This window comes from Erwinia sp. LJJL01, from assembly GCF_047300805.2.
GTDB classification, from domain to species: domain Bacteria; phylum Pseudomonadota; class Gammaproteobacteria; order Enterobacterales; family Enterobacteriaceae; genus Erwinia; species Erwinia aphidicola.
Map to the genome: position 1 here is coordinate 3,710,970 of NZ_CP178576.1, position 13,998 is coordinate 3,724,967.

The 13,998-nt window shown below is 59.8% G+C and carries 11 protein-coding genes; 5 read left to right on the top strand and 6 right to left on the bottom strand.

What is annotated here, in order from left to right:
- Positions 1–138: 138 nt before the first annotated feature.
- The 4 genes from mfd to ACLI4M_RS18395 all read right to left on the bottom strand — a co-directional run bounded on the left by mfd (position 139) and on the right by ACLI4M_RS18395 (position 6,074).
- Complete coding sequence (mfd, locus tag ACLI4M_RS18380; RefSeq protein WP_133623941.1) at positions 139–3,585, bottom strand: transcription-repair coupling factor; 3,447 nt, start codon at positions 3,583–3,585, stop codon at positions 139–141.
- A gap of 117 nt (positions 3,586–3,702) precedes the next feature.
- Positions 3,703–3,912, bottom strand: a complete 210-nt coding sequence (locus tag ACLI4M_RS18385; RefSeq protein WP_048916373.1) for a hypothetical protein — start codon at positions 3,910–3,912, stop codon at positions 3,703–3,705.
- Positions 3,913–4,022: 110 nt separating this feature from the next.
- A complete protein-coding gene (locus ACLI4M_RS18390; RefSeq protein ID WP_048916372.1) occupies positions 4,023–5,243 on the bottom strand; it encodes a glycosyl transferase in 1,221 nt (406 codons plus the stop codon).
- Positions 5,244–5,270: 27 nt separating this feature from the next.
- On the bottom strand, positions 5,271–6,074 hold the full coding sequence (locus ACLI4M_RS18395) for a mannosyl-3-phosphoglycerate phosphatase-related protein (protein WP_133625087.1): 804 nt from the start codon (positions 6,072–6,074) through the stop codon (positions 5,271–5,273).
- A gap of 668 nt (positions 6,075–6,742) precedes the next feature.
- On the opposite strand from ACLI4M_RS18395, the gene ACLI4M_RS18400 reads away from it, so the two are divergent.
- From ACLI4M_RS18400 to ACLI4M_RS18420, 5 genes are all read left to right on the top strand, one after another.
- Positions 6,743–6,901, top strand: coding sequence for a YqaE/Pmp3 family membrane protein (locus ACLI4M_RS18400; RefSeq protein ID WP_048916370.1), 159 nt, complete (start codon positions 6,743–6,745; stop codon positions 6,899–6,901).
- Between the two features lie 67 nt (positions 6,902–6,968).
- Complete coding sequence (dsrB, locus tag ACLI4M_RS18405; protein ID WP_133623940.1) at positions 6,969–7,157, top strand: protein DsrB; 189 nt, start codon at positions 6,969–6,971, stop codon at positions 7,155–7,157.
- Positions 7,158–7,361: 204 nt separating this feature from the next.
- Positions 7,362–7,832 carry a GNAT family N-acetyltransferase gene (locus ACLI4M_RS18410; RefSeq protein WP_099753407.1) on the top strand — a complete coding sequence of 157 codons (471 nt, stop codon included), beginning with the start codon at positions 7,362–7,364 and terminating at the stop codon, positions 7,830–7,832.
- On the top strand, positions 7,829–9,889 hold the full coding sequence (locus tag ACLI4M_RS18415) for a hydantoinase/oxoprolinase family protein (RefSeq protein ID WP_133623939.1): 2,061 nt from the start codon (positions 7,829–7,831) through the stop codon (positions 9,887–9,889). The genes ACLI4M_RS18410 and ACLI4M_RS18415 overlap by 4 nt, the downstream gene beginning before the upstream one ends.
- Complete coding sequence (locus ACLI4M_RS18420; RefSeq protein WP_133623938.1) at positions 9,879–11,867, top strand: hydantoinase B/oxoprolinase family protein; 1,989 nt, start codon at positions 9,879–9,881, stop codon at positions 11,865–11,867. The genes ACLI4M_RS18415 and ACLI4M_RS18420 overlap by 11 nt, the downstream gene beginning before the upstream one ends.
- 20 nt (positions 11,868–11,887) lie before the next feature.
- On the opposite strand, the gene ACLI4M_RS18425 is transcribed toward ACLI4M_RS18420, so the two are convergent.
- Positions 11,888–12,547 (bottom strand): O-methyltransferase, encoded by a 660-nt coding sequence (locus ACLI4M_RS18425; protein WP_048918507.1) that lies wholly within the window; start codon positions 12,545–12,547, stop codon positions 11,888–11,890.
- Between the two features lie 222 nt (positions 12,548–12,769).
- A complete protein-coding gene (locus ACLI4M_RS18430) occupies positions 12,770–13,945 on the bottom strand; it encodes an MFS transporter (RefSeq protein ID WP_133623937.1) in 1,176 nt (391 codons plus the stop codon).
- Positions 13,946–13,998: the final 53 nt, after the last annotated feature.

Genomic DNA, 13,998 nt, shown 5'->3' on the forward strand with positions numbered 1-13,998 from the left:
CGGACCTTCTTTTACGGTCCGCCCCTAATATTTGGGCCGACCCGAAAAGCGGTCGGCCCCTACAATATTCAGGTTATCGGCATCACCTGTAGGGGCGGACCCTTTTTTTCGGTCCGCCCTTGTTGTTTGCGTTATGAGTTACGCTGCCGCGTTCTCCAGCATCTTATCCATGAACTCCCGCACCCAGCCCATACGCACTTTGCGCTCGCCGAGGTCGCGCATAAACTTAATGCGCGTCGGGCCGTCCAGCCGCCACTGCTGCGGATCTTTCTGCAACAGGCCAATCAGCCAGGCCGGGTCGACCTTATTTTTCTCGGCGAACTCAACGAAGCCGCCTTTCTCGCTGGCTTCCACCTTACGCACGCCCAGCTTCTTCGCCACCAGACGCAGCCCGGCGATATCCAGCAGGTTACGCGCTGCATCCGGCAGCAGGCCAAAGCGGTCGATCAGCTCAACCTTGAGGTCATCCAGCTCGCCGGACTCCTGCGCGCTGGCAATCCGCTTATAGAAGGAGAGGCGGGTATTAACATCCGGGATAAAGTCATCCGGCAGCAGCGCAGGCATGCGCAGCTCGATCTCCGTCTGGCTGTTGGTGAGATCCTCCAGCGAGGGTTCACGGCCCTCCTTCAGCGCATCCACGGCATTTTCCAGCAGCTCCATATACAGCGAGAAGCCGATCGTCTCCATCTGGCCGCTCTGACCTTCTCCCAGCAGCTCACCGGCACCACGGATTTCCAGATCGTGCGTTGCCAGCGCGAAGCCCGCGCCCAAATCTTCCAGCGAAGCCAGAGCCTCCAGGCGTTTGTGCGCGTCGGTGGTCATCGCTTTCGGGTGTGGCGTCAACAGCCAGGCGTAGGCCTGGTGGTGAGAACGGCCCACGCGGCCACGCAGCTGGTGAAGCTGCGCCAGACCAAAGTGATCGGCACGTTCGATAATAATGGTATTCGCGGTCGGGATATCGATGCCGGTTTCGATGATGGTGGTACACACCAGCACGTTAAACCGCTGGTGGTGGAAATCGTTCATCACCCGTTCCAGCTCGCGCTCGCGCATCTGACCATGGCCGATAGCGACACGCGCTTCAGGCACCAGTTCGGAGAGACGCTGTGCGGCCTTCTCGATATTTTCGACGTCGTTGTAGAGGTAATAAACCTGGCCGCCGCGCAGCACTTCACGCAGGATCGCCTCGCGCACCACCAGCTCATCGTACTGGCGCACAAAGGTTTTTACCGCCAGGCGGCGGGCCGGTGGCGTGGCAATAATCGACAGATCGCGCATCCCACTCATCGCCATATTCAGCGTGCGTGGGATCGGCGTGGCGGTCAGCGTCAGAATATCCACATCGGCACGCATCGCTTTGATGCGCTCTTTATGCCGTACGCCGAAGCGGTGCTCTTCATCGACGATCAGCAGGCCGAGATCGCGCCATTTGATCTCACTCTGCAACAGCTTGTGTGTGCCGATCAGAATATCAACCTTGCCTTCCTGCGCCTCGCTCAGCACCTGCACCTGCTCTTTGGCGGTACGGAAGCGGGACAGCATCTCAATGCGCACCGGCCAGTTGGCGAAGCGGTCGCGGAAGTTATCGTAATGCTGCTGGGCCAGCAGGGTGGTCGGCACCAGCACCGCCACCTGCTTGTGGTTTTCCACCGCGAGGAAGGCGGCACGCATTGCCACTTCGGTTTTACCAAAGCCCACGTCGCCACACACCAGGCGGTCCATCGCCAGCGGCTGGCACATATCGCTCAGCACGGCATTAATAGCAGCGGACTGGTCAGGGGTGGTTTCGAACGGGAAGCTCTCGCAAAACAGCTGATACTGTTCCCGGTCATGCTTAAAGGCAAAGCCGGTTTTGGCGGCACGCTGGGCATAGATATCCAGCAGTTCGGCGGCCACATCGCGCACTTTTTCTGCCGCTTTCTGGCGCGCGCGCGACCAGGCATCGCTGCCCAGCTTGTGCAGCGGCGCGTTCTCTTCGGCACCGCCCGCGTAGCGGCTGATCAGATGCAGAGACGACACCGGTACATACAGCTTGGCATCGCCGGCATACGCCAGCATCAGATACTCCGCCTGGATACCGCCGGTTTCCAGCGTGGTCAGGCCGATATAGCGCCCGACGCCGTGCTCCAGATGCACCACCGGCTGGCCCGGATGCAGTTCCGCGAGGTTGCGGATCAGCACGTCCGGGTTGATGGTGCGGCGGCTGTCCTGGCGACGACGGCTAACGCGCTCGCCCAGCAGATCGCTTTCGCAGATCAGCGCGCGGTTACGCAGGCCGTCGATAAAACCGTGTTCGCTGGCGCCGATCAGCAGATAGTGGCCTGGCGCCTGCGCATCCGGCAGCGAGTGGATCGCCGTCGGCTTCAGCTTGATGCGCGCCAGCAGCTCCTGCAATGCTTCGCGGCGGCCTTCGCTCTCTACCGAGAACACCACCGGGCCGCTGAAACTCTCCAGAAAACGGCGCAGGGCATCAAGCGGTGCTTTGGCCTGGGCCTGCACCGCCAGATCCGGCAGCGTTTCATAATGCAGATTGGTATTGGCGGCTTTATCGGCCAACAGTTCGGTTTTCAGCTGCACGCGCGGCCACTGCTTCAGTTCGCCAAACAGCTCATCACTGCGCAGCCACAGGGTTGGCGGCGGCAGCAGTGGACGCATCGGGTCGACGCGGCGGTTCTCATAGCGGGCGTTAACATCCTGCCAGAAACGTTCGGCGCTGGCTTCCAGGTCGCCGGAAATGATCAGCAGCGTATTGGCCGGCAGATAGCTGAATAACGGCTGCAGCGGCTGCTCGAAGAACAGCGGCTGCCAGTATTCGATCCCGGCGGGCAGGGTGCCTTTGCTCACCTGCTGATAGATATGCTCGGCTTCACGACGCACGTCAAAATGTTCGCGCCACTGGGTGCGGAACAGCTCAATCGCGGCTTTATCGGTCGGGAACTCATGCGCGGGCAGCAGATTAATCGCCGCGACCTCTTCCTGAGTGCGCTGGCTGTCGACGTCAAACAGCCGCAGGCTGTCGATGTCATCATCGAAAAAGTCAATGCGGTAGGGGCGGTCGCTGCCCATCGGGTAAAGGTCAAGCAGTGCGCCACGGGTGGCAAACTCACCGTGTTCCATCACCTGATCCACGCTGCGATAGCCCGCCTGTTCCAGCTGGGCGCGCAGCTTGTCGCGCGACAGCTTTTGCCCTTTTTGCATCACCAGCGCATGGCCGTGCAGGAAGCTGTGCGGGCAGACACGCTGCATCAGCGTGTTAACCGGCAGGATCAGCACGCCGCGCTCAAGCGTCGGCAGTTGATACAGGGTGGAGAGTCGCGAGGAGATAATTTCCTGATGCGGCGAAAAACTGTCAAAAGGCAGCGTTTCCCAGTCCGCCAGCGCCATCACCGGCTGATCGGTAAACTGTTTAATTTCATCCTGCAGGCGCAGTGCATTCTGCATATCCGGTGCAATCAATACCACCGGGCCTTGATGACGTTCAACCATTTCGGCACATTCAACGGCACAGGCTGCACCGGTTAATTGCCCCAGCTGGCGCTGGTCGCCTGCTCTGGTCGGCAGGTCGTAGCGGTAGAGTTCTGGCATAATCAGTTAGACGGTCTCTTGGCAAAGGGGAGATCGGAAAACCGCTGTGGTGCCGGGCGGTCCCGATTCAGCTACGCGGAGTATACCTTGATTTTAGCGGCAGTTGGGCATCCCGGCCTATTTTGGTGATTGCTGCGTATAGTGCATGCGCGGGCGGTCAATATTCGCCCAGATCAGCTCATTCTCACCATGATAGCTATGGTTGCCATCGTCCCACTTGACGTAGTAACCGGCGGGCTGGTCACCCTGTTCGAAAACATTCAGCACCACGCCTTTAATCTGTCCGGTTTTATGGCGCACGATACTGCCTTGTGGATATCTGGACATCGTTAACCCCCGCAGATACCGCCAGTAATGGATGCCATCATAGTCGCAGGGTTAACCGTCGATCATTGTCATTGAGATCAAAAAACCGACAATTAACCCCTTAATTTTGTTCAGACGTCACCGGTATTATCATCCTCAACGGCCTGATAGATACGCTGCAGGATATCCGGGAAGGCTGACTGCACGCGGCTCCAGCTGGGGATAAAGGGTTTCTCATTCGGGCGTTCAATAAACGACTGCCCGGCGTCGAGAATGGCCTGAGTAAACATCTCCACGGCGGCTTCCTCCGCATGCTGGTCGAACTTCAGGCCATTCATCGTCGCTTCATGGTTATAGATCTCCATCATATCCAGCGCGTTACGATAGTAGGTGGCTTTCAGCACGCGGAAGGAGTCGCTGGTGATATTAACGCCCATGGTGGCCATTTTACGCAGCAGCGACTGCACAATGTCGTTACTCATGCGCTTCAGTCCCCCGGTGCCATCCTCTTCGGCCAGCGGCTGATGCTTATGGTCGTAGTTATCGGCAATCTCCACCTGGCAACTCTGCCGCGTGGTGTAGTTGCGATAGATCTCGGACAGCACGCCAATCTCCAACCCCCAGTCGCCGGGAATTTTAATGCCGTTCAGTACATGGGTGCGCATGGCGAACTCGCCGGAGAGCGGGTAGCGGAAGCTGGAGAGATAGTCGAGATACTCCGAATGGCCGTACACCTTTTGCAGCGAGCGCAGCAGTGGGCCAACCAGCAGGCGGCCAACGCGGCCATTCAGCTTGCCATCCGCGACGCGGGCATAGAACCCTTTGCAGAACTCATACTGGAAGCTGGGGTTCGCCAGCGGGTAGAGCAGGCGGGCCAGCATGCCGCGCTCATAGGTGACGATATCGCAATCGTGCAGCGCCACGCAGGCGGTTTTATCGGAAGCAAGGGTGTAGCCGGTGCAGAACCAGACGTTACGCCCTTTACCCGGCTGCGCAGGGGAAAGCCCCTCTTTATCCAGTTCGGCATCCAGCGCTTTCAGGCGCGGGCCGTCGTTCCACAAAATACGATGGCGCTGAGGCAGGCGCGAAAAGAACTCGCGGGCATGCAGGAACTGATCGCGGTCGGCGCGATCCAGCCCAATCACGATCTCGGCCAGGTAAGGGACTTTCGCCAGCTCATCGACGATATGGCTGAGGGCCGGACCTTCCAGTTCCGAATAAAGGGAAGGGAGGATCAGCCCCATTTTGCGCTTGCGTGAGAAGCGCGTAAGCTCTTTTTCCAGCTCCTCCACGCTGCGCCCCGTCAGGTTATGAAAGTTAGTAATGACGCCGTTCTGGTAAAAATCGCTCATCGCTTACCTCGTAAAGGTGACCTCAGCTTACTGAGTGATAAAATGCTCAAGCCCTTCGCACCAGCCTTGCGGGCCAAAATGTTCGGTGTGATAGATATGGTGCTTATCCTGACGCTGCAAAATGACCGGATTTTTACTGTAGCCGTTAATCACTACCGCATAATCAACGGCGTCCAGCATCTCCGCATCGTTAGGGCCGTCCCCCAGGCCAATGGTGAGCGGTGGCCCCGCCGGGTGAGGGTAGTGCTGGAGCAACCAGCGCAGCGCCGCGCCTTTACCACATCCACTGCGCACCACGGACCAGAAGCGCCCGCCCTGGATCAGGGTGAGATCCTGCTGCGCCAGATGCTGGCGGAACTCGGTGAAACGCTCCTCGCTGTCGCGCCAGATAAGGCTTTCCGAGGCCTCGCGCTGGCGTGCTAAAGCCGCCTGATGCGGGGCCAGCCCGGTCCAGTCGGAGACCTCCTTTTCACTGACTTCGGCAAAGCCGATGAACCTGAAGCCGTGCTGCTGTTTCAGGCGCTGCAGCGTGCGGCACAGCGTGGCGTAATCGGTGCCGCCCGACTCCCTGAAAGGGCCAGCGCCGCTGCCGTCATCCCACTGCACCAGCGCGCCATTTTCAGCTATAAACGGCGCACCGGCGATCCCCAGCTGATCTTGCAGCGGGACGATCTCTGCTGCAGTCTTACTGGAGCAGATAACCAGCGGGATGTGCTGCGCATGCAGGCGTGCCAGCCAGGGTTCGGCGGGTTGCCAGCTATAGGTATGATGGTCCAGTAGCGAACCGTCGAGATCGGTGATAATCATCACCGGGTCCTGCAACGTCGGCATTGGCAATACCTCATAAGTGACGGTGAGCATTGAGTATAGTCCAGAGTTTCACAGGCGCAGGGAGGGCGTAAAGCGCTCGATAGCGGTTCGACAACTCCAGGAATTATCTTAAAAGCGAGTAAGAAAAGTGACGCGAGTGACAGTCGCGGGCGGTGCGAAAGATCAGCAGTGGCGCAGGCTGTAGCCGAGAAGCTTGTACAGGCTGTGGATTTTTGTACAAATTAAACGGAAGTTAGGAGTTGTCTTAGTCAGACAATGCGTTACTCTGATGACGTCAATGAATTACCCAAGTAACGAATTCATTTCCTGTGAGAATACTTTATCCCGGCCAGTCACTGGCTGGGATTTTTTTTGCTCAGGCAGAAATCGCAGGCAAAAAAAAAGCCCGCGCTGCGCGGGCAAAATCCTTGTTACTTTTGGTAGGCGGTCTCCACTCACGCTAACATCCAGGGGTGGAGACAGCCTTTCTGCGCCTTTGGGGTTGGTGCAGTGAGCAGATTCTAAGATTAACCCCTGTCAGGAGTCTCACCGCGAAACGTAAAGAAAGCGAAAAAGTGAGACAACAGAAGACTTTACGCAGCTTTACGCGCTAACGACGCGATGATTTTTTTGGCTAGCTATACTGATCAACGGGTTAACCCCTGACAAAAACAGAAAACGGAGAGTGTATGGACTTTTTACGCATTGTGATTGCGATTCTTTTACCCCCACTGGGCGTGTTTATGCAGGTTGGTTTTGGCGGAGCATTCTGGCTGAATATCCTGCTGACGCTGTGCGGCTACATCCCCGGTATCATCCACGCGGTGTGGGTGATTGCACGTCGCTAACTGACCAGACTGCTGCGCGCCATAAAATACTCGGTTAAACTGAAGCAAATCAGGCTTGGGAGAGACCATGAAAGTTAATGAGCGCGTAACGGTAAAAACTGACGGCGGACCACGCCGTCCGGGGACGGTTCTGGCAGTGGAAGAGTTTAGCGAAGGCACCATGTTCCTGGTGGCGCTGGAGGATTATCCACTGGGGATCTGGTTCTTTAATGAATCTGGCCACGAAGACGGCATTTTCGTCGAACCGCACCCGTAACCAAAGAGGGGACAGTCATCGCTGTCACGTCGTGGCGAGGCACGCCTCGCCCGCTTCAGGCCAGCCCTGAATGCGCCGGCACAAAATTTCCTCGCCCGCCCGCAATTCCCCACAAAACGCCGTACCGACCCTTATCAACCCAAAAACTCTCGCCAGCATTGGCCTTACACTGTTTTTAACCGCCGAAAACAGTCAGGGATCCCTATGCTAATGCCGCTTGTGCCTGCCGTTGCCGAATGGCAGCGCGATGACTACCTGTTAAGCAGCGACCCGCAAAAAATCGATATCGCCTGGGTCCACCACCACATCTCCGAACACAGCTACTGGGCGCAGGGGCAAACGCTGGAAATGACCGAGCGCTCCCTCGCGGCCTCAATGCCCTTCGGCATCTATTACCAGCAGCAGCAGGTAGGTTTTGGCCGCCTGATCACCGACTACAGCCGCTTTGCCTATCTCAGCGACGTGATGATCGACGAAGCGCACCGTGGTAAAGGCTTAGGGCGCTGGTTTGCCGCCGCTATTGTCCATCACCCTGAACTGAAAACCATCAAACGCTGGATGCTGGCGACCGATGACGCGCACGACGTATACCGTCGGGCGGGCTGGAAGCCGGTGGCACAGCCGCAACGCTTGATGGAATTTATTCCTACCCCACCAGAGGATCGCACTCCATGACCTACCGCGTTGGCGTCGATATCGGCGGCTCGTTTACTGACTTTGCGCTGCTTGACGAGCGTGATAACAGCATCCGTACCCTGAAAGTCTTGTCGCGGCCCGACAGCCCCGGCAGTGAAATTACCACCGGGCTGGCGGCGTTTCAGCAGCGCGATGGCATCAATCCGGCTGATATCCACTACTTCACCCACGGCACCACCGTTGGCGTGAATGCGGTGATCCAGCGCAAAGGCGTCAAGCTGGCGCTGTTCGCCACCGAGGGGTTCTGCGACGTGCTGGAGCTGGCCCGCCTGAAAATCCCTCATATCCACGACCTGTTCTCACGCCGCCCGGCCCCGCTGATCGCCCGCGACCGCGTCTTCGCCATCAAAGAGCGCAGCGACCGCGACGGCAACGTGCTGCAGCCGGTCGAGCGCCAGAGCGTGGTAGACGCGGTAGACAGGGCGCGCGCTGCGGGGTGCCAGGGGATAGTCGTCTCGCTGCTGCATAGCTATCGCAACGGCAGTAACGAAGCGCAGGTGCGCGCGATCGTCGCCGAAATTGCACCCGATCTGCTGACCTCCTGCTCGGCCGAGATCTGGCCGATTATCCGTGAATACGAACGCACCATCACTGCGGTGATCAACGCCTATGTACAGCCAAAAGTGATCCACTACCTTGACGCGTTCGAACGCGCCCTGAAAGAGATGGGCGTGCCGGTGCCGCCGCGCATCACCAAATCCAACGGCGGAGTGATGGCGCTGGCGCAGGCCAAAGCCGAGTGCGTACAGATGGTGCTATCCGGCACCGCTTCCGGCGTGATGGGTGCCAGCTATATTGCCGAAAGCTGCGGCTTTGACCGCCTGCTCAGCCTCGATATCGGCGGCACCAGCGCCGATGTGGCGGTGATTATCGATGGCCGCCCGGAGTACGGCAGTGGCGAAATTATCGGGGATTTCCCCATCTACATTCCGTCAGTGTCGGTCACCTCGGTGGGTCAGGGCGGCGGGTCGATCGCCTGGATCGACAGTCTCGGCGTCCTGCAGGTCGGGCCGGACAGCGCCGGTTCGCTGCCGGGGCCAGTCTGCTTCCGGCGCGGCGGCAGCGAAGCCACCGCCACCGATGCCTTTGCCGCCTGCGGGCTCATTGGTCACGGCGACCTCGGCTATAACGCGGTGCAGGTCGACGTGGCCGGGGCGCGCGCGGCGGTGGCAAAACTGGCGGCACCGCTCGGTATCACTATTGAGGAGACGGCGGAAAATATTATCGCGCTGGCGATCTCCAGCATGTACAGCGACACCAGTGGGCTGATTTCACGCTTCGGCCTCGATCCCCGTGAGTTCTACTTCCTCGCCTTCGGCGGCGCCGGGCCGATGATGGGCTGCTTCCTGGCGCGTAAGCTGAAGCTGAAAGGCGTCGTGGTTCCCCCTACGCCTGGGGTGCTGTCGGCGCTTGGCGGGCTGGTGGCCGACATAAAAAATGACTTTATCCGCACGCTGTACTGCGAGCTGACGCTGGCGGTTACGGACGACTTGCAGGTCAACGCGAGCGAACTCCGTCGCGACGCTGAAGGCTGGCTGACGCGGGAATACGGTGCCGATCTGCCGTATCAGCTGAGCTTCTCCGCCGATATGCGCTACCGCGGGCAGTCGTTTGAAATTGACGTGGCGCTGCAGGAAGCCTGGCTACTGGCGGGCGATCTCGCCGCCGTGCGTGCGGCATTTGATGCCCACCACACGCGCCTGTTCGGTCACCACGACCAGCACGCGGCGGTACAGCTGATCAACCTGCGGCTGGTGCTCTCCTCACCGACGCCGAAACCTCGCCTTAGTACGCTGGCGCAGGCCACTGACCCGGTGGCCGTAGTGCGTGAAGTGGAGGCGTGGATCGACGGCCAGTGGTGGCAGGTTGGCGTGGTCGCCCGCAGCGCGCTATTGGCCGGGCACCAGCTGGATGGCCCGGTGATTATCACCCAGGACGACTGTACCACCTGTGTTCCACCGCAGATGCAGGTCGACGTCGACCGCTTTGGCAACCTGATTATTACCCCGCAAACCGGAGCGCATCATGGCAATTGATGGTCGTAACCTGCAAATCCTCGCTAACTACTGCGCGGCCGCCGCCGATGCGATGGCGTTTACCCTGATGCGCACCGCCCACTCGACCTTTGTTAAAGAGACGGAGGACTTCTCCTGCCAGATCGTCAGCCGCAGCGGAATGGCGTTTGCCTCACCGCGCAGCTTCGGCGCGCCGTGGTACAGCGGTATCGACTACGGCCCGGTACTGGAACTGATCGACGGCTACCGGGAAGGGGACATCTGCATCACTAACGACGCCTACGCGGGCAATGTGGCCACCCATTCGCCGGATATCCATATCTGGAAGCCGGTGTTTTATCAAGGTGAGGTCGCGTGCTTTGTGGTCGGGCATATCCACAATACCGACGTCGGCGGCGCTGTTCCGGCCTCGCTGTCGCGCTCGCTGAGTGAAATTGTGCAGGAGGGGATCCGCATTCCGCCGCTAAAAATCATCAGCGCTGGGGTGCTGAACGAAGAGGTGGCGCGCATAATGCGCCTCAACGTCCGTGCGCCGGATCAGAACTGGGGCGACTTCAACGCGCAGATCGCCTCGGTCAACATCGGCGAACGCAAGGTGCAGGAGATTATCGCCCGCTTCGGCATTGACGATTTCCTCAGCGGTATTGAGGGGATTCTCGACTATGCCGAGCAGCAGGCACGCAGCATAATCAGCACCATTCCCGACGGCGACTATTTTTACGCCGACTATGCCGATGAAGACGGTGAGGGCGGCTATCCGTGCCGCATCGCCGTCACGCTGCGGGTAACGGGCGAGCGGCTGGAGCTGGATTATACCGGCAGCGATCCGCAGCTGATGTCGTCGCTGAATATGCCCACCGGCGGGCGCGAGCGTCATCCGCTGGCGCTGGTCGGCGTCACCTATGTGCTCTCTACCCTTGACCGTTCGCTGCTGCTCAATGCCGGAACGCTGCGCCCGACGCGGGCTATTCTGCCGCCTGGCACCATTATGAACTGCGAAGCGCCAGCGGCGGTGGGAATGCGCTCACTGACCTGCGCGATGTCGCAGATCGCCACCGTGGGGGCTTTCTCGCTGGCGATGCCGGAGCGCCTGCCGGCCAATTCGCCGGGCGGCAATTCCATTATTAATATTCGCACCGTTGACGGGCAGAACCGCAGCGTGGTGGCCTCGCTCGGCCCGGTAGGCGGCGGCGCGGGTGGCACGCCCAGGCACGATGGCCCGGACGGTTCGGGCGGCCTCTCGGCGTTCCTGAAAAATACTCCCATCGAGATTAACGAAGCGGAGGTGCCGGTACGCTTTCATCGCTACGGTTTGGCCGCCGACAGCGCCGGGGCCGGGGAGTTTCGCGGCGGGCTGGCAACGGAGATGGCGTTTGAGGTGTTCGCACCCAATACCACCATTACGGCGCGAAACCGTAACCGCTCGGTGTTCTCTTCGGCGGGCGCCGCCGGTGGCCGGGCGGGCAGCACTTCGTGGTTCCGCACCGAACACGCCGACGGGCGCGTCACTGAACACGGCAATACCGATGTGATCCACTGCGGGCCGGGGGATGTGGTGGCGATCAAAGGGCCGGGCGCGGGCGGCTACGGGCTGGCGAAGAACCGCAGCCCGCAGGCGGTATTGCAGGATGTGCAGTGCGGTTTTGTCAGCGAACAGGCGGCGCGCGAGCAGTACGGCGTGGCGCTGCAGAACGGAGAGATTGACGAGGTCGGCAGCGCCCGTCTGCGCAGCGCGATGGCGGATGCCAGCGGGGAACACTTTGACGTGGGCAGCGCCCGACGCGAGTTTGAAAGCCTGTGGACGCCGCAGCGCTATCAGCTGCTCACCAACTTCCTCGCGCAGCGCCCGGTCGTGTGGCGTCACTTCCTCAAGCACCAGGTGTTTGCGGCGGTGCAGGCAGGTGAAGGCCGTGAATTAGCGCTCGATCAGCAGATGTCTCAGCTATTTGCGCGCTTATTGCAACGCTTCCCGGCGCTGAACGTCCCGCAATCAATGTAACGCTGATGTAGGGCCCTGCTTTATTTGACCAGCGCCAGCGAAAAGCCATCCCAGCCTTTGGCGCCCACGGTTTGAATCGCGGTGGCGTCAAGGCGCGGATGGCTGCCCATCATCGACAAAAAATCACGCACGCCCTGCAGGTTCCAGTCGCTGGTGTCGCCGTCGGCCACGCGCCCGTTGCGGATCACGTTATCGCCAATAATTAACGTTCCGGAACGGGAATAGGTAATCGCCCATTCAAGGTAAGCCGGGTTATTACGCTTGTCGGCATCGATGAAAATCATATCGAACGGCGCGGACCCGGCGAGAGTGGGCAGGGTATCCAGCGCTGCGCCGACGCGGATAGTTACCTTACTCTCCAGCCCGGCATGACGAATGTTTTTCGCCGCAATTTCGGCATGATGCGCTTCATATTCCAGGGTGATCACTTTGCCATCCTCCGGCAGCGCACGAGCCAGCCAGATGGTGCTGTAGCCGCCCAGCGTGCCAATCTCCAGAATGCGTTTTGCCCCGACCATTCTGGCGAACAGCTGCAGCAGCTTGCCCTGGTTGGGGGCGACATCAATTGCCGGTAAACCCGCCGCCTGGTTCGCCTCCAGCGCCGCAAGCAGTGCCTCATCCTGCACCACCAGCTGCTCCACCAGATAGTCGTCGACCTGCGCCCAGCGTTGTTGATTCATCGTTTGTCCCTGCTGAATGGTAAATCGCTAATTATAGATGGGTTGAGGCGGGCGAGATGCCACAGCAGGGGGATATTTTTGATGTATGCAGGTCTACTGTAGTGGCCGACCTTCTTTTCCGGTCGGCCTTCAGCAAAATAGTGCGGGTTGACCGAAAAAGAGGGTCAACCCCTACGCCGTCACCCTGGCAACAAATTGCGGGTCGGCCTTCAGTTAGCGATATCAGTTGCGGCAGGTTTCCTGCTGCGGCGATCGCGCATCGGGGATAAGGGTTAACAGCCCGCAGAACGCCATGCCAACGCCAATCCACAGCGGGGCGCTCAGGCCAAAGCCGTACTCAATGCCCAGCCCGCCGAGCAGCGACCCCAGCATCAGGCCGAGGGTGATCATCGAAGCGTGCAGCGTATTCACCAGCTGACGGTTGCCGGCCGCGCCCATCACCCGCGTCACCATCGCCGGGTTCATCGTTACCCCGGTCAAGCCGACGCCGACCACCGCCGCCACGGCAATCACCGGCTGCGCAATGTAAAGCGCAAACAGCGTCATAAACAGCATCAGGCACAGCAGGCCAAAGATAATCACCGGCAGCGCAAAGCGCTGTGCCAGCCTGCCGACCACCGCATTGCCCAGTACCGTAGCGGCGCCGTAAATCACCAGTAGCCAGGTAATGCTCCCGGCGCTAAAGCCAGTCTCGTTGCTCAGGATCGGCGTGAAGTAGCTGAAGCCAGCAAAGGTCGCGCCGATGATCATCATGCTGGTACTGTAGGTGCGCCACAGCAGCGGGTTTTTCAGCGCCCGCAGCTCGTCGCCCAGACTGATATCTTCCGCTTGCAACGATTTTGGCAACGTCAGCCGCGTCAGCCACAGCGCCAGCAGCGTAATCCCCACCACCGACCAGAAACTGACGCGCCAGCCCGCGAGGTTACCAATAAAGCTCGCCAGCGGCAGACCGATAACGGTGCCGATCATCAGCCCACCCAGCACCACGGTGATCGCGCGTGAGATCAGCTCCGGCTTCACCAGCCTGACGCCAGTACTCACCGCGCAGCCAATGAATGCCCCGGCAACCGCCCCGGTCATAATGCGCGCCGCCATCAGCAGCGGGTAGTTGCTGGCAATGGCACCGAGCGCCTGGCTGGTAATAAACAGCCCGAGGAGAATAAACAGCCCGCGGCGCGGCGGCTGCTTCAGCAGCAGCAGGGTCAGCAGCGGGCCGCCGAGCGCCATCGCCAGCGCATACACGGTGATCAAATAGCCCGCCATCGGCAGGCTGATGTTCAGGTCGGCCGTCATGATATTCATCATCGCCGCCACCTGGAATTCGCTGGTTACCATGGCAAAAACGCCGAATCCCAGCGTATACACGGCCGCAGGCAGAGAAGTGGAAGTTGCAGACATAACGTTTCCCAGAGAAGAAGAAGCAAAGAGGCAAAGTGTAGACGTTGTTCTGT